The sequence below is a fragment of the Klebsiella sp. HMSC16A12 genome, from assembly GCF_001808265.1.
Lineage (GTDB): Bacteria > Pseudomonadota > Gammaproteobacteria > Enterobacterales > Enterobacteriaceae > Klebsiella > Klebsiella pneumoniae.
In genome coordinates this window covers 110,893-132,616 of sequence record NZ_KV792544.1, presented here as the reverse complement: position 1 = coordinate 132,616, position 21,724 = coordinate 110,893, and the positions used below count along the sequence as shown (strand labels likewise).

At 53.5% G+C, this 21,724-nt stretch carries 20 protein-coding genes and 1 pseudogene; 8 read left to right on the top strand and 13 right to left on the bottom strand.

Translation table 11 applies throughout. The annotated features are described in order from the left end of the window. The 13 genes from HMPREF3140_RS04725 to HMPREF3140_RS04670 form a co-directional block, all read right to left on the bottom strand. Window positions 1-1,185 carry an aminotransferase-like domain-containing protein gene (locus HMPREF3140_RS04725; RefSeq protein WP_032411493.1) on the bottom strand — a complete coding sequence of 395 codons (1,185 nt, stop codon included), beginning with the start codon at window positions 1,183-1,185 and terminating at the stop codon, window positions 1-3. Window positions 1,186-1,376: 191 nt separating this feature from the next. Further along, window positions 1,377-2,657, bottom strand: a complete 1,281-nt coding sequence (locus HMPREF3140_RS04720; RefSeq protein WP_032411491.1) for an amino acid permease — start codon at window positions 2,655-2,657, stop codon at window positions 1,377-1,379. Between the two features lie 365 nt (window positions 2,658-3,022). Next, the gene (locus HMPREF3140_RS04715; protein WP_004179853.1) at window positions 3,023-3,961 is read right to left on the bottom strand and encodes a LysR family transcriptional regulator; all 939 of its coding nucleotides are present in this window, start codon (window positions 3,959-3,961) and stop codon (window positions 3,023-3,025) included. Between the two features lie 161 nt (window positions 3,962-4,122). After that, window positions 4,123-4,266: a DUF2474 domain-containing protein gene (locus tag HMPREF3140_RS26925; protein ID WP_004179852.1), complete on the bottom strand. Its 144-nt coding sequence runs from the start codon at window positions 4,264-4,266 to the stop codon at window positions 4,123-4,125. Between the two features lie 12 nt (window positions 4,267-4,278). Further along, window positions 4,279-5,283, bottom strand: coding sequence for a cytochrome d ubiquinol oxidase subunit II (gene cydB / locus HMPREF3140_RS04710; protein ID WP_004179851.1), 1,005 nt, complete (start codon window positions 5,281-5,283; stop codon window positions 4,279-4,281). After that, complete coding sequence (locus HMPREF3140_RS04705; protein WP_004179850.1) at window positions 5,276-6,694, bottom strand: cytochrome ubiquinol oxidase subunit I; 1,419 nt, start codon at window positions 6,692-6,694, stop codon at window positions 5,276-5,278. Before HMPREF3140_RS04705 ends, cydB begins: the two co-directional genes overlap by 8 nt. Window positions 6,695-6,818: 124 nt before the next feature. Further along, complete coding sequence (locus HMPREF3140_RS04700) at window positions 6,819-7,340, bottom strand: carboxymuconolactone decarboxylase family protein (protein WP_032411489.1); 522 nt, start codon at window positions 7,338-7,340, stop codon at window positions 6,819-6,821. 35 nt (window positions 7,341-7,375) lie between these two features. Then, window positions 7,376-7,699 carry a thioredoxin family protein gene (locus tag HMPREF3140_RS04695; RefSeq protein WP_050594842.1) on the bottom strand — a complete coding sequence of 108 codons (324 nt, stop codon included), beginning with the start codon at window positions 7,697-7,699 and terminating at the stop codon, window positions 7,376-7,378. A 26-nt stretch (window positions 7,700-7,725) separates the two neighbouring features. Continuing rightward, complete coding sequence (locus tag HMPREF3140_RS04690; protein ID WP_004179846.1) at window positions 7,726-8,751, bottom strand: alcohol dehydrogenase catalytic domain-containing protein; 1,026 nt, start codon at window positions 8,749-8,751, stop codon at window positions 7,726-7,728. Further along, complete coding sequence (locus HMPREF3140_RS04685) at window positions 8,748-9,821, bottom strand: flavin monoamine oxidase family protein (protein WP_064185775.1); 1,074 nt, start codon at window positions 9,819-9,821, stop codon at window positions 8,748-8,750. Before HMPREF3140_RS04685 ends, HMPREF3140_RS04690 begins: the two co-directional genes overlap by 4 nt. Continuing rightward, window positions 9,818-10,492 carry a cupin domain-containing protein gene (locus tag HMPREF3140_RS04680; protein WP_032411484.1) on the bottom strand — a complete coding sequence of 225 codons (675 nt, stop codon included), beginning with the start codon at window positions 10,490-10,492 and terminating at the stop codon, window positions 9,818-9,820. The genes HMPREF3140_RS04685 and HMPREF3140_RS04680 overlap by 4 nt, the downstream gene beginning before the upstream one ends. 53 nt (window positions 10,493-10,545) lie before the next feature. After that, on the bottom strand, window positions 10,546-10,884 hold the full coding sequence (locus HMPREF3140_RS04675; protein WP_004179843.1) for a carboxymuconolactone decarboxylase family protein: 339 nt from the start codon (window positions 10,882-10,884) through the stop codon (window positions 10,546-10,548). Between the two features lie 30 nt (window positions 10,885-10,914). Further along, window positions 10,915-11,196 (bottom strand): hypothetical protein, encoded by a 282-nt coding sequence (locus tag HMPREF3140_RS04670; protein WP_004179839.1) that lies wholly within the window; start codon window positions 11,194-11,196, stop codon window positions 10,915-10,917. A 237-nt stretch (window positions 11,197-11,433) separates the two neighbouring features. Here HMPREF3140_RS04670 and gcvA point away from each other — a divergent pair, with 237 nt between their 5' ends. The 8 genes and pseudogenes from gcvA (at window position 11,434) to HMPREF3140_RS04630 (ending at window position 21,711) form a co-directional block, all read left to right on the top strand. Beyond that, window positions 11,434-12,396 (top strand): transcriptional regulator GcvA, encoded by a 963-nt coding sequence (gcvA, locus tag HMPREF3140_RS04665; protein WP_004179838.1) that lies wholly within the window; start codon window positions 11,434-11,436, stop codon window positions 12,394-12,396. Window positions 12,397-12,806: 410 nt separating this feature from the next. Further along, window positions 12,807-14,363: a class I adenylate-forming enzyme family protein gene (locus HMPREF3140_RS04660; RefSeq protein ID WP_004143418.1), complete on the top strand. Its 1,557-nt coding sequence runs from the start codon at window positions 12,807-12,809 to the stop codon at window positions 14,361-14,363. Beyond that, a complete protein-coding gene (locus tag HMPREF3140_RS04655) occupies window positions 14,360-15,952 on the top strand; it encodes an acyl CoA:acetate/3-ketoacid CoA transferase (protein ID WP_004179836.1) in 1,593 nt (530 codons plus the stop codon). The genes HMPREF3140_RS04660 and HMPREF3140_RS04655 overlap by 4 nt, the downstream gene beginning before the upstream one ends. A gap of 11 nt (window positions 15,953-15,963) precedes the next feature. Next, window positions 15,964-16,698, top strand: coding sequence for a 3-oxoacyl-ACP reductase FabG (gene fabG, locus HMPREF3140_RS04650; protein WP_070552862.1), 735 nt, complete (start codon window positions 15,964-15,966; stop codon window positions 16,696-16,698). A gap of 11 nt (window positions 16,699-16,709) precedes the next feature. Next, the gene (locus tag HMPREF3140_RS04645) at window positions 16,710-17,900 is read left to right on the top strand and encodes a thiolase family protein (RefSeq protein WP_032411480.1); all 1,191 of its coding nucleotides are present in this window, start codon (window positions 16,710-16,712) and stop codon (window positions 17,898-17,900) included. Window positions 17,901-18,035: 135 nt separating this feature from the next. Next, on the top strand, window positions 18,036-19,373 hold the full coding sequence (locus HMPREF3140_RS04640; protein WP_004143425.1) for an MFS transporter: 1,338 nt from the start codon (window positions 18,036-18,038) through the stop codon (window positions 19,371-19,373). Window positions 19,374-19,386: 13 nt separating this feature from the next. After that, window positions 19,387-20,264 (top strand): annotated as a pseudogene (locus HMPREF3140_RS04635) (SMP-30/gluconolactonase/LRE family protein). 76 nt (window positions 20,265-20,340) lie between these two features. Then, complete coding sequence (locus tag HMPREF3140_RS04630) at window positions 20,341-21,711, top strand: MFS transporter (protein WP_074195474.1); 1,371 nt, start codon at window positions 20,341-20,343, stop codon at window positions 21,709-21,711. Window positions 21,712-21,724 lie beyond the last annotated feature (13 nt).

Below are 21,724 nucleotides of genomic sequence, written 5' to 3'. Positions count from 1 at the left end.
TTAATTAAGCGAAATTTTCAGGCGCTTAACCGCTTCTATCAGATTCTCTTCCGTGGTGCTGACATACGACATTCGCAGAGTGCAATGATCAGGTTCTTCGCAGTAGAAAAATTCACCAGGCACGAACACCACGCCGTTGCGTATTGTTTTCTGAAGCCATTGCGTGGTATCCATCGCATATTTAAACTTCGCCCATAAAAACATGCCGCCCATCGGCTGATGAAAAGTGAGGTGGTCACCTAGTTCGTTCAGCAGATGGTGGCTTAGAACTCGACATTTGAGCTCATAAGCCTTCCGGATGAGTGCGATCTGTCCCGGCAAGCGGCCACTGTGTAAATAGTGAGAGGTCAGCGACTGTGAGAGTGCACTTGTATGTAAATCTGTGGTTTGCTTGATATTGACTACCGCTCTTTTCAGCCAATCCGGTAGCACGAGCCACCCTACCCGAGCGCCTGGCGCGAGGATCTTCGAAAAGGTTGATGTGTAAACAACGTTATCATTGTTACCCCTTTCCGCAGACCATGCTCTGAGCGGGATGAATGACGAATCCGTAAAATTAATTTCGCCGTAAGGGTCGTCTTCGATGATGATAAAATCGTAGCGTAGTGAGAGTTCCACCAGCTGTTTACGCCGTTGCTCCGCGAGGCTAACGCCTCCTGGATTGCCAAACGTGGGCACGATATACACTGCTTTTATCCGGGTCGTTAGAAGCAGCGTTTCCAGCTCATCGACAATCATGCCCTCAGCGTCAGTTCCTACCGACAACAGGTTCGCTTCAGCAAGCTGAAATACCTGCAGCGCCGCCAGGTAAGTAGGCCGTTCTAACACCACTACATCGCCAGGATTAATCAGAGCCCGAGCAAGAATATCCAGAGATTGCTGGGAGCCGGAGGTCACAACAACATCCTCTACGCCGCAGTGAATTCCCCGGTCAAGCATGATCTGGCAGATGGCTGCCCGCAGTTCAGGATTACCCTCACTCAGTCCATACTGAAACGCGTCTTCCCAACCGTGGGTCAAGATGTGATCCATAGCAATCTGTAAGCCTTCCCGATCAAACAAGTTTGGATCTGGTATTCCTCCGCCCAGGGAAATAACACCGTCCATTTTGCTGTGTTTCAATAATTCTCTAATTGCAGATGATTTAAGATTTTGTAACTTATTTGCGATTTTAGTATGCGACATCTTAGCTCCCTAACCTCTTTATATATCTCTTTTAATATCACAGGCACGCAGCAATGATAATTATTTTTTTTGCTCCCGCTTTTTATTTGCGGATCAACATGAATTGAATTAATGATGACCCGCAACAGGATTCATGATGACGCAATGCAAAAACAAAATCTCAGTAAAGTGTAAGTTATATGAGTTAAAAATTATTGTGAAAACAGCATGACAAAAGGTCCAATGCACATGAGCATGCCGATTAAAATCACATAGTAAACCGAGACGCCACGAAGGTCAGAAAACTTGTCATTCTTAAGAATAATAAAACCAGGAATGATGCAGCTAATAAGTCCGTAAGTCACGCCACCAAACACAAACACCTTCAGAATGGGAAAGTTCGTTAGTACTATCAGCCACAGCACCAGCACAACCATGACAAAAGCGGCAACTGAGATCGCCTTACTATTGTTTTCCTGAGGCTTAACTATTTTTTCAACAGTGACTTTGATCAGACCTACAAAAGATTCATGTACGGCCAGATAGAGCGCCAGGAATGCCGTCACAATGGAAAACACATTGAGAATAACGCTCATATACTTCACCGTGGCCCCAGGAATGACCTTGGCGGCCAGCGCCAGGGCCGAGATATTATCCTGATAGGCTCGTAGCGCATCGGCTTCGCTGATAGAAAGTACGATGGACATGACAAACAACAGCACGGTAGCGACAAGAACTAAATAAGCCACTTTGTGTACGCGTAAAATTTTATATTTTGCCACGTCCTTATCTTCTTCACGTTTTTTATAGGCGATGTTCATCGGATTTAGTATCCCAACAAACATAATGGAGAAGATAGCGAACGGAAGCGTCGGGAACGTACCTACGACAAGGTGGCTAACGGTTGGGAATGCACCAATATTGCTCACATCCCAGAAAGGGATCACCACGAAACCAATCGCTACGATGATCACCAGCTTTACGGCGATCATGCTGCCTGAAACTTTGAAGAGCAGCTTTTCTCCTTTCGACGCGACCAGAGAGAGCCCGGCGATTAACAGCAGAGACCACCACCAGTGTTCGGATAACGTCTGGTTAGTAAGGCCAAAGGTTTTCAGATACGAGGCGCTGTCGTTGGTAATGGCAAGAGCATACTCCACCATCGACTTCAGCATGGTGAAGGAGTAAAGCGCGCCAAGCAGTACGCCCCAGCGGCTGCCAACGTAGCTGGTAATAATACTCAGGTAGGAATCTTGCTCATCGCTGCGCGCCATCGTTTCGATGAACAGCTTCTGCATGTAATAAACTGCCGGATAGCCCAGAATAACGGCCAGGACAAAGACCCACACCCCTTTTAATCCAACCTGTAATGGGAAAAAGACGATTCCGGAGCCAATGGCAGCTCCGATGCAAAGCACCACCCACCCTAAATCATACATGGTAAAGGGAATATTCTTATGATTAATTGCTTCGGTATTAATTCCTACGGTCATAGGAGTCCCCAATAGACTTAACAAAAACACAAAGTTACGCATGTTTTAATTACATACTGGAATGACTTGTCTACATTTAATCCAGAAACCAACAAGTCCCTGACGATATTTCAATCAAATAAGCGGTAGATATCTTTGATTGAATGCATGAAGCTTTACACAGCAAACAAAGAGTGGCTAATGAATATTAGAGAAAACAGTTTATACTTTTATTCACATTGGATTTATTTCATCATAATATGACGCACACCACAAAATATAAAAGTTTTCACTTTAAAGTGTGACCAATGCAATAGTTTTTTCTTATGTCGGTAATTTCATTTTGGCTAATTATTGTGATCTGCCGCACGTTGATTGTGCGCTTATTAGAGCAAATTACCTATCGCTTTTTCCCAACGATTCCATGGCTGGTTTTCTTCCACCAAAAAATCAATAAATGATCTTACCTTTGGATTACGAAACTTGCTGGGGAAATAGAGTGCATAGAGGCTATGCGTCGGGTAAGCGTATTTACCGTCAAGCTTTAAAGGAACAAGCGCCCCTGCATCGATGTGCTGGCTGATGAGATAAGAGGGAAGCCAGGCAATACCCTGCCCTGAAAGAGCCGCCTTCAAGAGCAACAGGCTACTATTGGCCTGAACCGGTGTTCTGGGTTTTATTGCGCACTGCGGATGCGGGGATGCGATATCGTTATAGCGAAGGGCTGGCGTTAATCCTGGATAGATCAGACACTCATGGCTTGCAAGCTCGGTGCGTTTAGTCGGGGAGCCCTTCCGTGCAAGATAATCAGGGGAAGCACAGTATAGCCAGCTGATTTTTGAAAGTTTTCTGGCGGCGTAGTTCTGCGGGGGCGTGGCGGTAATCCTCAATGCGATATCAACATTGTTTTCATTCAGATTCGTCAGGTGATCGTCGAGATCCAGTATAAGTTCAACATCATGATTTTTTTTACGATATTCTTCAAAAATATCGATCAAATGTGCGTATCCAAACGCCACAGAACAGGTGATCTTCAAGGCCCCATGTGGATGGTTGAAATAGCCACAGGTCGTGTTAACGATATCGTCGAACTCTTTGAGCAGATCCGATGCTCTGGAAACGAAGTACTCCCCGGCTTCAGTCAACTGAAATGAGCGGGTTGTTCTTTGGATGAGCGGAACACCCAGGTTTTCTTCCATCACCGCCAGCCCCTTACTCACGGCGGATGGCGATAAATTAAGCAAGCGCGCCGCTTCTGACAGTCCCTTCCCTTCACTTATTTTTACCAGCATTTCAATTTGTTTGATCGTCAATGGAATGGTCATCGTTCTTTTCAACCGTCAAGCCTGTGGTGTCTGATATTCTCTCCCTACGGCAGTATGAAGTGGAAACTGAGGTTACAACAAAGCAGATAAACTTCCTGACTAATAAAGTTTTTCTTTTAGCAACGCCATCCGGACACCAGACCCGGATGGCGCTCGTACGATTATGCTTTCAGGCCTGCAGCAGTCATTAAGGCCCTAAAAATCATTGAAACTCCCCCTAAAGCGAGAACACTGACCGTCCAGATGACGATCAACCACACGAGCTTTTTCAGCAGCACGGGGGGTTTATTGTCAGCATGCATCATCTATACGTCTCCTTAATGGTATCCATCATCCGTTCTGACCTTTCCTCGAAAGACGTAATAGCTCCAGAAGGTGTAAACAAGAATGACGGGGATAATCACCAGGCTACCGGCCAGCATGAACGACTGACTCATTACTGGAGCAGCGGCCTGGCGAAGCGAAACCGATGGAGGAATGATAGTTGGCCAGATGCTTATTCCTAGTCCTGAAAAACCAAGAAACACCAGCATCAGCGTTAAGAAAAAGGGGGTGTAGTGCGCGCAGCGGTTAACAGCCCGGACGATCCCCCATGAGCTGAACAGCACTAATACCGGAACAGGCAGAAACCAGAACAGGTTTGGCAAACTAAACCAACGGTTGGCAATATGAGGATGTGCTAATGGCGTCCAAAGACTAATGATTCCCATAGCGACCATTAAGGCCAGCAACAATGGGAGGGTTAGTTTTGCCATTTTATGCTGCAGATGCCCCTCTGTTTTGACCATCAGCCAAGTGCTACCCAGTAGTGCATAGGCAATTAGCAGCCCCAGTCCACAAAACAGCGCAAAAGGATCGAGCCAGATAAATGCCGACCCTGCATATGCTCGCCCACTTACCGGTAAGCCATTAATCACAGCGCCAACAACGATACCCTGACAGAACGCGGCCAGTATAGAACCTGAAATGAAAGCTTTATCCCAAAATGGTTTATGGGCTGGAGTCGCTTTGAAGCGAAATTCAAATGCGACGCCACGGAAAATCAGACCAATAAGCATTAACGTCAAGGGCGCCGCTAGTGCATCAGTAATAACAGCATAGGCCAACGGAAACGCACCATACAAACTCGCGCCTCCCATCACCAGCCAGGTTTCGTTGCCATCCCATACAGGCGCTACCGAGTTAACCATAACATCGCGCTCTTCTGCATTTCTGTTAAACGGAAATATAATCCCTATACCCAGATCGAAACCGTCCATCACGATATACATCAGGATAGAGAAGATGATGATGCCGAACCAAATTAACGGAAGATCAATCATGATTGCCGTCCTCAGTACAATTGCCAGCTGAAAGTGGCCTGGCTGGTGTGCGCAACTTCCCCGGGCCCCCCTCCTGTAGATACTGACCTTCACCGGTTTGCGGCCCCTTCTTAATGAGCTGCATCATATAGATATAACCCACACCGAACACCGCACTGTAAACGATAATAAAGGCCATGAGACTCATACTCATATGCAGCTCGCCGTGTGCGGATACCGCCTCACGGGTCCGTTGAAGGCCATAAACAGTCCAGGGCTGTCTTCCTATTTCGGTGGTAAACCACCCTGCCAGGATGGCAATCAACCCGGACGGTCCCATTAGCAAGACGAACCAGAGGAACGGTCGAGAGGCGTACAGTTTTTTTTTGTAACGTAGCCATAGGCTTAAAATACCTTGGGTAATCATTAATAGTCCCAGACCAACCATGATACGAAATGACCAGAACACCACGGTAGAGTTGGGCCTGTCAGCAGGCGGAAAGCTTTTTAGCGCGGGGATCTGTTGGTTCAGACTGTGAGTCAGGATCAGGCTGCCAAGGTAAGGTACTTCAAGTGCAAATTTAGTTCGTTCCTGCTCCATATCTGGAATGCCAAACAGAATGAGCGGCGTGGCTACACCAGGCCTGTTTTCCCAGTGCCCTTCAATCGCCGCAATTTTTGCAGGCTGATGCTCTAACGTGTTTAGCCCGTGCCCATCGCCCAGAAATACCTGAATCGGCGCAATAATGGCTGCCATCCATAACGCCATAGAGAACATTTTGCGGATTGCTGGCGTGTCCCTGCCCTTAAGCAGATGCCATGCGCCAGATGCCCCAACGAAGAACGCACTTGCAAGGAAAGCGGCTGTCGTCATATGCACCAAACGCCATGGGAATGATGGGTTGAAAACAATTTTTATCCAGTCCTGAGGCTCGACTACACCATTCTCGATACTGTATCCCTGAGGCGTGTGCATCCAGCTGTTGGAAGCCAGGATCCAAAAGGTTGATATTAATGTTCCGAGAGCCACCATGCAGGTAGCAAAGAAATGCAGGCCGGGTCCTACTTTGTCGCGACCAAACAGCATAACGCCCAGGAAACCTGCTTCAAGGAAAAAGGCCGTTAATACTTCATAAGTAAGTAAGGGGCCCGTGATGCTACCTGCGAATTGAGAAAAACCGCTCCAGTTGGTCCCAAACTGATAGGCCATTACCAGTCCGGAAACAACGCCCATCCCAAAGTTAACGGCAAAGACTTTCGACCAGAAATGATAGAGATCCAGGTAAACTGCGCTGCGTTTTTTCAACCAGAGGCCTTCGAGTACGACCAGATAGCTTGCAAGACCGATAGTTATCGCCGGAAAGATAATATGAAACGAAACTGTGAATGCAAACTGGATCCGTGCCAGATGAAAAGCATCTAAACCAAACATAGGTACTCCTTTTTATGGGCGTATTCGTGCTCAGGCATTGAAGCCTGTTACGCTGGGCCCATAGCATTACAGCAGCGTCTTCTGCTGTTATATTTCGATAGTGAAAAAAGAGAGGACTGTGGAGCTAGATATCCAGCGCCACCAGAAAACGCGAAACCATGTTGTAAGCTGCCACGGTCGCGACGGCCTCAACAGTTTTGGTTTCACCGAAGAGATTTTTCAATGATGCAATAACTGCGGCATCGACATTAACGTTTATGGTGGATTGATCGGTCAACGTAATGAGCATCCACTCCTGGTCATCGAACATTTCACGTTTAGGCACAGCGTTTTTTAGCGCTTGAGCCTTTTCTTCTGTCCCCCCTGCCTGCAGATAGGCTTGATAGTGCACCCTCCACTCAAATTGGGCACCATTCAGAACGGCGACGCGCAGCATGATCAATTCCAGATAAATCAGCTCCAGGCTAAAATCAGCGCGAACTCGGCTTAGTAGCTCATTCCAACCGGTGGCCAGCGGAACGCTTTTCAGTAATACCCTGTCGATTCCAATGAGTTCACCGTTGGGACGACGCGCCTGCATAGCTCTCAGCAAATCAGCGGGAACAGGATCTTTATCCTGCCACGGTGTCACACGTGTCTTGCTCATAATTACCCTCGCAGATGAATGTTGCTCATTATTTTTTAGTTGATAACGCTGGTCAGTAGCGCATCGAAGTCACTTTTCGGTCTGGCGCCGGAAAATTCGATGACGGACTCCCCCTTCACAAAGATCTTAAAAAATGAGATGGTCCGAATGCCATGCTGTGATGCCAGATCGGGGTGCTTATCCACATTTACCTTGTACACCTTCAGTTTGCCGGCATGCTCCAGAGCAAGGGCATCGATGATGGGGGCGACAGTACGACAGGGATTGCACCAGGGGGCCCAGAAATCGACGAGTACAGGAATCGCGGATTCCAGCACGTCTGCAGTAAATTCCGTAGTTGAGATTTCTTTAATTGTCATTAGCAATGCCTTGTAGGGGTATGTATTCAACGGTGCCCCATGGTGAGAACCATGCGGAAAGACGCCTTTCCGCTACGCATTTTTTCATACGCCTCTTGTGCTTGTGCCAGAGAACGCGTTTCAATCTGCGCGCGCACAGCTACCAGCAGGCTGAAATTAAGCGTTTTTTCTAATTCAATTGCCGTCCCGGTCATGGCTCCGTTTATCTGTAACTCCCGTCCGACCATGAGACCCGGGGTAAAGCTCAATGGCGCTTTACCCACACCAACGACCATCAGCCTTCCCTGGGGAAGCAGCGCGGGTAGCAGAGTGGCAACGGCATGGCTGTCAGTGATGGTCGACAAAATAACTTTGGCGCCGCCAAACGCCTTAATGACTTCAACAGCCTCTTCTTTGTTGGTATCGATGTAGTAATGGGCACCGAGCGCAATGACTTCGCGTGCAATATCATCACCCCTGCCAACGGCGATAACGCGAAAACCCATTTTGCGTGCATATTGCAAAGCTAAATGTCCTAACCCCCCGATCCCCTGAATAACAACCGTATCGCCAGCCTGCGCTTGAGATTTTTTTAAGGCGTTAAAAGTCGCTACTCCGGCGCAAAGTAAGGGTGCGGCGTCAACGGAGGACAAATCATCCGGTATTGCGACCAGCCCCGTCTCACGCGCCAGCATGTATTCTGCATAACCCCCGTCTCTTGTGCTGCCAGTAACCGGTTGATTCTGACAGAGGTTAAAGTGTCCAAGACGGCATTGCTCGCAGGCGTTGCAATGACCACCTAGTCGCCCAACGCCGACACGTTGACCAGGCTTGAGCCAGGCCGGGAGCGGCCCCGATGTTTTGCAGATCGTACCGACCACTTCATGACCCGGTACACGCGGATACTCAACACTCTTTTCCAGACCTTCAACGACGCCAGAATCTGCTCCGCAAATTCCACAGGCCTCCACTTTTATCAGCACTTCACCTGGGCCGGGAACCGGAAGTTCTTTTTCCACACATTCGAGTTGACCAGGACGAGAAACTTGCATTGCTTTATAAGTCTGCTTCATCTTTTGTTCTCGATTATGTGTTGTACGCCTGCCGCAGCGGCATCAATCGCTCCTGCCAGGTAGCCAGGAAAGACGGTGGACCATTCGCTAGCGATACCGGTAAGACAGTTACGCCACGAGCCGTTATTTGCGCTGGCGGGTGGTACAGAATGCCCTGCGGGTAGGGCCAGGTCGCGCGAGGTTGAGGTAAAGGGATCCGCCGCCCAGTCTTTAAGAAACTCAGCATGGGGATAGGCGGCTTCCTCGCCTAACAGTCTTATCAACTGGGCTCGGCATAAATCTCTCAGGACCGCGTCACCTATCTTCTGACGCTCGTGAAAAGGCACGCCAATAAATCCGAACAGCGCAAACATCCTGTCAGGTTCTGAAACATCGTGAATTTCAACCATAGGCCCAATGTTGCTTCTTACCTCTCCGGATAATCCCTTCCTGTGCCAAAAATTATAGGGATACACAGCGACATACTTTGCATGGGGGGCCATCCAGGTTCTGGTGTTACGCCATGCCTGCAATAACGTCGTGGGCAGCGGGGGGAAAAAATTGATCCCTGCAGCCAGCATGGGGGGCAATGCCAGCAGTACATGTTGCGCCTGCCGGCTAAACGGACGTCCATCGGCATACGATCCGCAAATATTCAGGGTGCCATTTTGCTGTTCGATGTGTTTAACCTGCAGTCCGGTCTGAATGCGTTCAGGCTTTAACTTCGCAAGTAATGCATCGGGCAATCGTGACATCCCACCACTTACACGGGCGGCGGCAGGCGAAGAGACAAATCCAGGATGGCGAGAAGGGGCATCTTTGGAACGCTCAAAAAGCATGTCCCCCCTCTCCTGATGACTGAATGACTCAATGTTCAGTTCTCTGAATAACTGCTTCAATGCAGGTTGTATCGTTGGCCAGAACCAGGTCGCGCCTAAATCAGCCTCAACGGTATTCGCCTGCAAGATACGCCCCCCCATACGCTCACGGCCTTCGAGAAGTAGGTAGTTAATACCCGCTTTCTCCAGCAACCTGGCCGCGTATAACCCGCTGAGTCCCCCTCCCACAATGATGACCTCAATATTCATCATGGTAGCGTTACCTGCTCAACATCGAGATGGCCTTCTTTGAGATACACCAGGGTTTTGTCGATCCCGGCAATAAACGCCATTCCATGCCCGGACGGGATGCGTATCCAGCTCCCTTTAGCATGGATGCTGTTGCCCTCAATTAGGTTACCTTCGACGATGAGCAACTCAGCCCCTCCCTTCAAAGAGGGGGCAACCAGCAGCGAACCAGAATCCATACGCAGCAGACAAACTCGTTCTTCTGCGCTCTCAAACAACGGACAAATTGACATTCCGCCATCCTCACGCCAGTTTTCAGGCGCACGGCTATCGATACGTAGCGGAACAGTTTCTCGTTTTGTCATCTGACCAAGCTTGACGAATAGCTGCGTGCCTTTGTTGCTGTGAGGCTGGTGAGAGGAGCCCGGAGGGTTACGCAAATACCAGCCAGCGGGATAATCACGGTTGCCTTCCGAGAATTGCCCCTCCAGAACAAGGATCTCTTCTCCACCGGGATGCTGATGTTCCGGGAATGATGTCTGAGGTAAATAACGAACCAGGCTGGTGGCGCGGGCCTGCTCACCACCGATGCGATCCAACATAACACGATCAATTCCTGTCTGAGGGGAGTGAACCCAGTAATAATCATCGCAGGAGACGGTAACGCGTCGGGTGAAATCGTGGTTTATTAACATGCTGCTTTCCAAAGTATAGGAAAAGCGGCTCCGTACAGAAGCCGCAGATTGATTTACTTAGGTAGGTTATCGAAGGCGTCCAGTGCGCGGCTGGAATAGACCAACGCAGCGCCAGTGTTCAGTGTGATTGCCACACCTAAAGCCTCGGCGATTTCTTCGCGCGTCGCCCCCTGTTTTGCAGCAGCTTCAGCATGGACGGACAGACATCCATCACAACGGGTCGTGACCGCCACTGCCAACGCGATGAGCTCATGTGTTTTGGCGTCCAGGTGGCCTGTTACGACAGCCGCATTTTGCATCTTATCGATGCCTTGCATCACATCGGGTTGCAGACCTGCGAATTTCCCGATCGCTGCCCGGAGTTCTTTCCGCATTTCAGTCCAGTGAACCATCACTGCTATCTCCGTTTGATCAATGCGTTATCAGGCAACGTCGTAGATACGCACGTCAGGCGCGCGGTTCAGATAGGGTTTGAGCGCCTCAACCACATCTGCGGTAAATAACTGAGATCCGAGATACGCTTCAGCCTGTTTAGCCGTGTGGAAACTATGCAGAACCTGCACATCTTCGGCACGTACCAACAGTTCTTTTGAAACAGCGCCGTCGATCGTTGAGAGGAATGGTGCTTTGTATTTTTGATATACCGCTGCAGCGGCTGCTCTGTTCTTTTCGCTGATATCCAGGGTGATCTGCAAATAAGCCATTGAAAACTCCTTAATTCATTTGATCGCTAAAGTCATAAAGATAGCCTCAGGCCATACTTCGTTACGGTGACACCCGCTTGCCTATCGCAAAGAAAAGCTTTGCGCATAAACTCAACACTCTGTGTTGGGGTTACAATAATTTATTTTGTAATCCTCACCGTTTCTGCATTATGTTAAGCAATGCCCTCATGAACAAATGAGATAATCTTGGTTTTGTAAGAAGGTTTTCTATCAGGTATGAAGACACCCGTTCATCTCAATGCACTACGTGCATTTGAAGCCAGCGCGCGCCACCAGAGCTTTTCTCTTGCAGCCGAGGAGTTAAACGTCACCCCAGCAGCCGTCGGACAACTGGTGCGTTCACTTGAAGAAGTGATCGGTTTTCCGCTGTTTCACCGCAGCAATAATCGTCGCGCCGCCCTCGTTTTAACGGAGCCTGCGCTCCGTGCGCTCCCCGATATACGCATGGGTTTTCAAAGCCTAAACCTGGGGATGACGCTCCTGCGGGAGGGCGCGACAAACGGTATTCTGAACGTAACCGTCAGCCCTGCCTTTGCAGCTAAGTGGTTATTGCCACGCATTGAAGATTTTCAGCATAAATGGCCTGATATCGATGTTCGCCTGGAAACTAGCCTGAAGTTAATGGACTTCACTGCACAGGGTATGGATGTGGGTATTCGCTATGGTCTGGGACAATGGGAAGGATTGAAGGCAGAATGCTTGATGTCGGAGGAGGTTTTCCCGGTGTGCGCCCCCTCCCTCATATCGGTGAATCCTGCGATTAACTGTCTAACGGGAGTCACTGAGCAAACGCTTATTCACGATCTGTCGATGGAGCAACACAAAGATTTTATCACCTGGGATCGCTGGTTACGGCGTTTTAACGTTCAGTCGATAGCACGTAAACCCGCCTTGCGGATAAATAACTCCGCAGCAGTACTTCAGGCAGCTATTGATGGCCACGGTATCGCTCTGGCACGGAGCATAATGGTTGATGATGACATCAAAAGTGGGCGCCTTATTCGCTTATGTCCCGATGTTTCGCTGACAAGCCCGCTATCTTATTATCTGGTATACAGGCCCGGATGCGATAGTCTGCCGAAAATTGCCAATTTTCGAGCGTGGATAATTGAGCAAGCTCAGGCGTTTAATCACGCCATAAATCCCGGCAACCTCTCCAGCAAAATCGAACCACTGTAAATTTTTCAGCTCCAGGCAATGGCTTGGGATTCACGTGTTCGCCACATAATAAACAAAACTCATAGCTGTGCCTGGGTTTTTGATCCAGACACGAAAGGTCGTTTGTCTTAGATTGTATGCGAACGTTCATCACGTAACACAAACAGAACATTCATACCGTGTGCTTAAGGAAGCCCCCCTTCACTCTTTTAGGCCCGGTTAATACGGGTCTAAAAGATAGCGTCCTCTGGCATTATTCACGTCGGTTTGATTCGCTGATATCTCTCCCCCACCCGGTCTCTCCTGCCCATTGTGCAATGTTACAAAATTGCTTCTGTTTTGTTGATTTTCTATTGTGAGCCATTCGGCAATTTCCTCTCCTGAATTTCCCCAGACTACTCCTACTCAATACGCGATATCAGGAGAGACACATGAACAGCACCTCCGCCGACTTCCAGAATCTGTACCAGGCCCTGAGCCGCAGCGCCGCCCGCAGCCCGGATGCCCTGGCGCTGGCGTTTGAGGATCGGCGCTATCTGTACCGCGATTTTCATCTGCGGGTACAGCGAGCGATGGCGCAGCTTGATCGCGGCTGGTCGCTGCGCAAAGGCGACCGTATTCTGCTGGCCTGGGGCAATCACCCCGCTTTTTGCGAAGTCCTTTTTGCCGCGCTGGGTTTGGGCATCGAAGTGGTGCCTTTCAGCACCAAGCTTAAGCAGGCCGAAAGCGAGGCGCTGGTAGGCCATATCGCTCCCCGGGTTGTCCTGTTCGATGCGACCGTGCAGGACTGGCTGAAAAACACCCCCGACGCGCGTGCGGTTTCACTCAGCGAATGGCAGGCGCTCTGCCTTCCCGAACCGCTGACCCGCCCGCCGGTCCCGGTTAACCGCGACGATACGGCGGTGATGATGTTCACCTCCGGCACCACCGGAGAGCCTAAAGGGGCGATTATCACCCACAATAACCTGCTCTGCGCGATTGACGCCTATACGCAAAAACTGAATCTCACCGCCGCGGATAGCACCATTCTGGCGGTGCCTATCTATCACATCACCGGCCTGTCGGCGCTGCTGGCGCTGTTTATTAGCCTCGGCGCGAGCATCTGGCTGCAGCATCGGTTCAATGCCCCGCAGGTGATCACCACCCTGCGCGAGCAGAACATTACCTTTCTGCACGGCTCGCCCACCATTTTTATCCTTCTTTGTCAGGCTGCGCGTGAGCAGAGCGCCAGCCATCCCGGCGATTTTCCGGCATTGCGCACGATTGCCTGCGGCGCGGGCCACCTGAGCGATGGACTGATCAAGGAGTTAAAAACCCTGTTCCCGCATACCGCGATTCAGCCGATCTACGGCCTCACCGAAACGACCTCGCCTGCGACGATTTTTCCGGGCGACGTCTGGGGCAGCGATAAATGTGGCAGTTCAGGTCAGGCGATCCCGGGTCTCGCCATTACCATCCGCAACGATCGCCAGCAGCCCCTCCCCGCCGGGCAAATCGGCCATATCTGGCTAAAAGGCGATGTGGTGATCCGCGAATACTGGCAGCACAGCGAGCGACGCCCGAGCTGCGATGCGCAGGGCTGGTTTTGTACCGGCGATCTGGGCTATCTCGACGACGAAGGCTGGCTGTACATCAAAGACCGCAGCAAGGACATGATCAATCGCGGCGGCGAGAAAATTTACTCACTGGAGCTGGAAAACATTCTCTCTACCTATCGGGGAGTACGGGAAGTTGCCGTCATCCCGACCCCCAGCCCGGTCTACGGCGAAGAGCCCGTGGCGTTTATCGTGCCGGATGGCCAGCATCACCTGACCAGCGAAGAGATCCTCGACTGGCTCAAGGTCAAAATCGCCCGCTTTAAGCTACCGGCGCGCATTATTTTCACCCGTGCTTTACCGCGTACCCACAACGGCAAAGTGAGTAAACAGCAGCTCAAAACGCGTCTCGCAGAATCCATCATCACGCTATCAACGGAGGATAAAAAGTGAGCAGCAAATTTATCGACGCCCATGAGGCGGCGCGGTGGGTCGCCAGCGGCGACACCGTCTGCACCGTCGGGATGACGCTTATCGGCGCGGCGGAGTCCATTTTAAGCGCCATCGAAGCGCGCTTTCTGACCGCGGGCGAACCGCGTGACCTGACGCTACTGCATGCCGCGGGGCAAAGCGATCGCCAGCGCGGTATCCAGCACTTTGCCCATCCGGGTATGGTGACCCGCCTTATCGGTTCGCACTGGGGCCTGGCGCCGCGCTGGATGGCGATGATCAACAACAACGAAGTGGAAGCCTGGTGCCTGCCGCAGGGGCAGATCGTTCATCTCTATAGCGCGATGGCCGCCGGACTGCCGGGGCGGCTTTCTCCCGTCGGTCTCGGTACCTTTGTCGATCCGCGCATAGAGGGCGGAAGGATGAACGCCCGCACCCGCGAACGACCCAATCTGATCGAGCACGTCACGTTTCGCGGCGACGAATATCTGTTTTATCCGGCTCTTCCTCTGGACGTGGTCATTGTGCGCGGCACCCATGCTGATGAAGACGGCAACCTCACGACCGATGAAGAGGTGATGAAGCTGGAAGTCCTGCACGCCGTTCTCGCCGCCAGACGCTACGGGGCGAAGGTGCTGGCGCAGGTGAAATATCGCGTAGCGAAAGGCTCGCTGCATCCGAAAAGCATCACCGTTCCCGGCAACCTGATCGACGCCATTGTGGTGTGCGAAGAGCCGCAGACGGATCACCGCCAGACTTCAAGCTGGGCCTTCGACCCAGCGCTGTGCGGCGATATCCAGCTGCCCGCCGCGCAAAATGCGCCGCTGCCGCTGGACCTGCGCAAGCTTATCGGGCGGATTGCCTGCCGCTATCTGACCCCCGGCTGCGTCATCAATCTCGGCACCGGTATACCCAATGACGTGATTGGCGCCATCATTCATGAGGAACAGCTCGGCGAGCAGGTCACCATCACCGTCGAGTCAGGGATCTACGGCGGGCAGCAGGCGGGTGGCGTGGATTTCGGTATCGGCCGTAATCTGAGCGCGATGATTAGCCACCAGGATCAAATGCTCTACTACAACGGCGCAGGGGTCGACATCACCTTTATGGGCGCCGGCGAGATGGACCCGCACGGGCACGTCAATGCCACACGGCTCGGCGCATCCTGCCCCGGCGCGGGCGGTTTTATCGATATCACCCAGAATGCCCGCCACGTCGTGTTCTGCTCCTCTTTTACCGCCAAGGGGCTGGAGATCGCCTGTGAACACGGGGCGCTGCATATCCGCCGCGAAGGCGAAGTGCGTAAATTCGTCGCCGGGGTAAACCAGATTTCTTACAACGGCGAACTGGCCCGCGCCAAAGGACAAACCATGCATTACGTCACCGAACGGGCGGTTTTCGAACTGCGCCCGGAAGGACCGGTGCTGACGGAAATCGCCCCCGGCATCGATCTTGAGCGCGACATCCTGGCGCATATGGATTTTCATCCGGCGATCGCCGCGGATCTTCAGGTTATGGACAGCCGATTGTTCGCCCCGCCGCCCTGCGGTCTCGCGGAACATCTGTCCCGGAATTCATCCTCTGACTCATAAGGAACGTTGCTATGAAACTTGCCAGTAAAACCGCCATTGTCACCGGCGCCGCACGCGGTATCGGCTTTGGCATTGCCCAGGTGCTTGCGCGGGAAGGCGCGCGAGTGATTATCGCCGATCGTGATGCACACGGCGAAGCCACCGCCGCTTCCCTGCGCGAATCGGGCGCACAGGCGCTGTTTATCAGCTGCAATATCGCTGAAAAAACGCAGGTCGAAGCCCTGTTTTCCCAGGCCGAAGAGGCGTTTGGCCCGGTAGACATTCTGGTGAATAACGCCGGAATCAACCGCGACGCCATGCTGCATAAATTAACGGAAGCGGACTGGGACACGGTTATCGACGTTAACCTGAAAGGCACTTTCCTCTGTATGCAGCAGGCCGCTATCCGCATGCGCGAGCGCGGCGCGGGCCGCATTATCAATATCGCTTCCGCCAGCTGGCTTGGCAACGTCGGGCAAACCAACTATTCGGCGTCAAAAGCCGGCGTGGTGGGAATGACCAAAACCGCCTGCCGCGAACTGGCGAAAAAAGGTGTCACGGTGAATGCCATCTGCCCGGGCTTTATCGACACCGACATGACGCGCGGCGTACCGGAAAACGTCTGGCAAATCATGATCAGCAAAATTCCCGCGGGTTACGCCGGCGAGGCGAAAGACGTCGGCGAGTGTGTGGCGTTTCTGGCGTCCGATGGCGCGCGCTATATCAATGGTGAAGTGATTAACGTCGGCGGCGGCATGGTGCTGTAAGGAGAAAAACAATGACCCAGGCTAATGATATTGTGATTGTCAGCGGCGTCCGTACCGCTATTGGCACGTTTAACGGCAGTCTTAAACATACCCATCAGCATGACCTTGGGGCCGCCGTCATTCGCGAAGCGATCGCCCGCGCCGGGATTGCGCCGCAGGATATCGACGAAACGATCGTCGGCAACGTCGGGCAAATCGCCGAAAGCGGTTTTATCGCCCGCATCTGTCAGCTGCGCGCGGGGATCCCGCAGGAGAGCACCGCCTATTCCGTTAACCGCCAGTGCGGCTCCGGACTTCAGGCCCTGGCGGACGGCATGATGCAGCTGCAAAGCGGCCAGGCCGAGGTGGTCGTCGCCTGCGGCACTGAAAATATGACCCAGCTGCCCTACTACCTGCGTAAAGCGCGCGATGGCTATCGCATGGGCAATGGCGAGCTGGAAGATGGCCTGATCTCCATTCTCACCTGGCCGGAAGGCCCTTATCACAACGGCATCACCGCGGAAAACGTCGCGCAACGCTTCGGTATTACCCGCGAAGCGATGGACGATTTCGCCTGGTCGAGCCAGCAGAAGGCGCTGAAGGCGATCGCGGAGGGTCGCTTTCGCGAGCAGATCCTGGCCCTTGAGGTGCCGGACGGCAAAAAAGCGACCCGCCTGTTTGCGACCGATGAACACCCGCGCGACACCCCGCGTGAAAAGCTCGCCACGCTGCGTCCGGCGTTTAAAGCCGACGGCGTGGTGACGGCGGCCAACTCATCTGGCATTAACGACGGCGCGGCGGCGCTGGTGATGATGACCCGCCAGCAGGCGGAAAAACGCGGCTTAACCCCGCGCATGCGCATTCGCGGCTGGGCGGTCGCCGGCTGCGGGGCGGAGATTATGGGGTTTGGTCCCTCTCCCGCTACCCGATGCCTGATGGACCGTCTCAATATAGATGTGCAGTCCATTGATTTAATTGAACTCAATGAGGCCTTCGCCGCTCAGGCGCTGGCGGTGATGAACGATCTGCGTCTCGACCCGGCCCGCGTTAACGTCAACGGCGGCGCGATCGCCCTCGGCCACCCGGTAGGCGCCAGCGGTGCGATCCTGCCGGTCAAACTGATGTATGAAATGGCGCGCAGCGGCGCACGCACTGGTCTGGTCACCATGTGCATCGGCGGCGGCCAGGGGATTTCTATGCTGTTCGAGCGCGAAGGCGCTTAGCAAAAGACGGCCCGAAGTGGGGCTTCGGGCCGGGCGTCGTTCGGGTCAGCACCCGGCGACAACCTGTGAGCTGACGAACGGGATCGTCTCGATCCCGGCAAGGCTTCTGACCACGAATACGGGGAAATAATAACCATGTCCGCAATAAATGAAAAGGCGGTAAACGGGACGCAGCTGCAACGCACCCATAAAAAAATCTACCGCCATTTGATGCCGCTGCTTATCGTGGCGTACATCATCAGCTTTATTGATCGTACCAATATTGGCATGGCGAAAGCGACCATGTCGGTGGATATCGGCCTTTCCGCAACCGCATTCGGCCTCGGGGCCGGGTTGTTTTTTCTCACCTACGCAGTGCTGGAGATCCCCAGTAACCTGTTTCTCACCCGGATTGGCGCACGGCGCTGGATAGCTCGCATCATGATTACCTGGGGCATCCTCTCCTGCGGTATGGCGTTTGTCACCGGGCCTACGTCCTTTTACGTGATGCGCCTTCTGCTCGGCGCCGCCGAAGCGGGACTCTATCCGGGCATTATTTACTACCTCACCCTCTGGTTTGGCCGCGAAGAGCGCGCAAAAGCCACCGGCCTGTTCCTGCTGGGGGTCTGTCTGGCCAATATTATCGGCGCGCCGCTGGGCGGATTGTTATTAAGCCTTGATGGCATGTCCGGCTGGCACGGCTGGCAGTGGATGTTCTTTATCGAAGGGCTGCCTGCGATAGCGCTGGCGTTCGTCGTCTGGCGCAGACTGCCGGATAAACCAGCCGACGCCCGCTGGCTGGACAGCGACGATGTGCAAGCCATTAACGCGGTACTGGCGAAAGAAGCCGAGGAAACGCGCCATACGCCGAGCCGTTTCTCCCTGAAAACCGCGCTGTCCACCCGAGTGTTTTTGTTGCTGGTGCTGATTTACTTTACCCACCAGTTTTCGGTTTACGGCCTGAGTTATTTCCTGCCGGGGATCATCGGTAGCTGGGGCCAGCTTACTCCGCTGCAGATTGGTCTGCTGACCGCCATCCCGTGGATTGCCGCCGCCGCGGGTGGGATCCTGCTGCCGCGATTCGCCCGCACGGAACAGCGTTCCCGCAGCATGCTGATGGCCGGATATCTGGTCATGGCGACCGGCATGGCGATTGGCGCCATTGCCGGCCACGGTGTGGCGCTGCTTGGCTTCTCGCTGGCCGCTTTCATGTTCTTCGCTATGCAATCCATCATCTTTAACTGGCTCCCGTCCATCATGAGCGGGCATATGCTGGCGGGCAGCTTCGGCCTGCTCAACTGCCTCGGGCTGTGCGGGGGCTTTCTCGGGCCGTTTATTCTCGGCGCGTTTGAGGACCGCACCGGTGCGGCAACGTCCGGCTTATGGTTCGCTGTCGCGCTACTGATTATCGGCGCGCTGGTGTCCCTGTTTCTCAAAAGTTCCTCATCCCCAGGCTCCGTATCGGCGAAACAGGCCCACGGCGAAAAAGTGTAATCAGGAGGCCATTATGCGCATTGAAGTGTTACTGGATTTAAAAACCCGACTCGGCGAAAGCCCGGTCTGGGATGTCGAACAGCAGCGTCTTTGGTGGGTGGACAGCCTCGACGGGCGCCTGTTCGCCTGCAACGCGCAGGGCGGCGCGATCAAGAGCTGGGACGTGCGACAGAAAATTGGCTCTTTCGCCCTGCGCCAGAACGGCGAAGGCGCGGTGGTGGCGCTGCAGAATGGCGTTCATCTGCTCGACTTCGCCAGCGGCGAGCTGACGCTGTTGCACCATCCGGAAGCGGACCGACCCTTTAACCGGCTCAACGACGGCAAAGTCGATCGTCAGGGACGCTTTCTGTTCGGGTCAATGGATATGCGCGAAGAGGAACCGAGCGGCGCGCTATATCGCCTGGACCCCGATCTGTCCCTGCACGTGCTGAAGAAAGACATTATCGTCTCTAACGCCCCCTGCTGGAGCCCCTCCGGCGAGACCTTCTATTTTGCCGATACCTGGACGGGCGAAATCTGCGCCTGGACTACAACACCGCGACCGGCGATCTTTCCGGCGAACGGGTCTTTTGCCATGTCGATCGCAGCGAAGGCGGCGCGGCGGACGGCGCCACCGTGGACAGCGAAGGCTATCTGTGGAACGCGCTGGTCTACGCGGGCAAGCTGGTGCGCTATACCCCGGAGGGCAAGGTCGATCGCATCATTGAGATGCCGGTGAAAAAAGTGACCAGCGTGATGTTCGGCGGCGAAAACCTTGATGTGCTGTACGTCACCTCCATGGCGCAGCCGCCCCTGCCGCGTTTCCCGGAAGATAATCAGCTGCGCGGCAGCCTGTTCGCCATTTACGACCTGGGCGTGACCGGCGTAGCGGAACGGCGCTTCGCCGGCTAAACGAACCACCGGCTCGCCGCGATAACAATAATACCCGGCGAACTGACTCTGACCCTGACACCAGGCGGCGCGCATCATGCTGTCGCGACGCCGCGGAGTAAACACGACTATGACAACAATCAATCACACACCTGCCGGCGAACAACGTGGCAAAAAGCGGCTGATACATCGCTTCTCCTGGGTTTCGCTACTGGTTTGCTGGCTAATCTGGGTGCTTAACGCCTACGATCGCGAGATGATCCTGCGCCTTGGCCCGGTCATCTCTAAGGAGTTCTCGCTCTCGCCGGAACAGTGGGGCAATATCGTCGCCCTGATCATGGTAGCCCTTGCGGTGCTGGATATTCCCGGCTCCATCTGGAGCGATCGCTACGGGTCTGGCTGGAAACGAGCGCGCTTTCAGGTACCGCTGGTGCTGGGCTATACCGCGCTGTCTTTTATTTCCGGGATAAAAGCGATCAGCCACGGGCTGACGGCCTTTGTGCTGCTGCGCGTGGGCGTCAACCTTGGGGCCGGCTGGGGCGAACCCGTCGGCGTCAGCAACACCGCGGAGTGGTGGCCGAAAGAGAAGCGCGGTTTTGCGCTGGGGGTGCATCATACCGGCTATCCGATTGGCGCGCTGCTGAGCGGCGTGGTGGCAAGCCTAGTGCTTGCCACGTTTGGCGAAGGCAGCTGGCGCTACTGCTTCCTGCTGGCGCTGCTCGTCGCCATCCCGCTAATGATCTTCTGGGCAAAATATTCTACCGCCGACCGCATCAACACGCTTTATCAGCATATCGACAACCAGGGGTTGACGCGCCCGGCGACGCAGGAAAGCAGCCATGTCGCCAAAGGCGAAGGGATGAAGACCTTTTTACGCACCCTGCGCAACCGCAATATTTCGCTGACGGCGGGCAATACCCTGCTGACGCAAATCGTCTATATGGGCATTAACGTTGTACTGCCCCCGTATCTTTATCACGTCTCCGGCCTGTCGCTGGCGGCGTCCGCCGGGCTGAGTATTATCTTCACGCTTACCGGTACCCTGGGTCAGGTAATCTGGCCCTGGCTGTCGGATAGCTTTGGCCGTAAACGAACCCTGATCGTCTGCGGTCTGTGGATGAGTATCGGCATTGCGCTGTTCTATTTCGCCACCAATATGCCGCGCCTTATCGCCATTCAGCTATTTTTTGGCCTGGTGGCCAACGCCGTGTGGCCTATCTACTACGCCATGGCGTCGGACTCCGCCGAAGAACGCGCCACCTCTACCGCTAACGGAATTATCACCACGGCGATGTTTATCGGCGGCGGCATTTCGCCATTGCTTATGGGCTGGCTCATTCAGTTTGGCGGCGGCTGGGAAAATCCAGCGGGTTATATCTACGCCTTCTTTACCATGGCGGGATGTGCGCTGCTGGGGATGTTATTACAGCTCATGACCACCGATAAAACGCCGCGCAAAGCGCATTAACGCAGGAGAACGT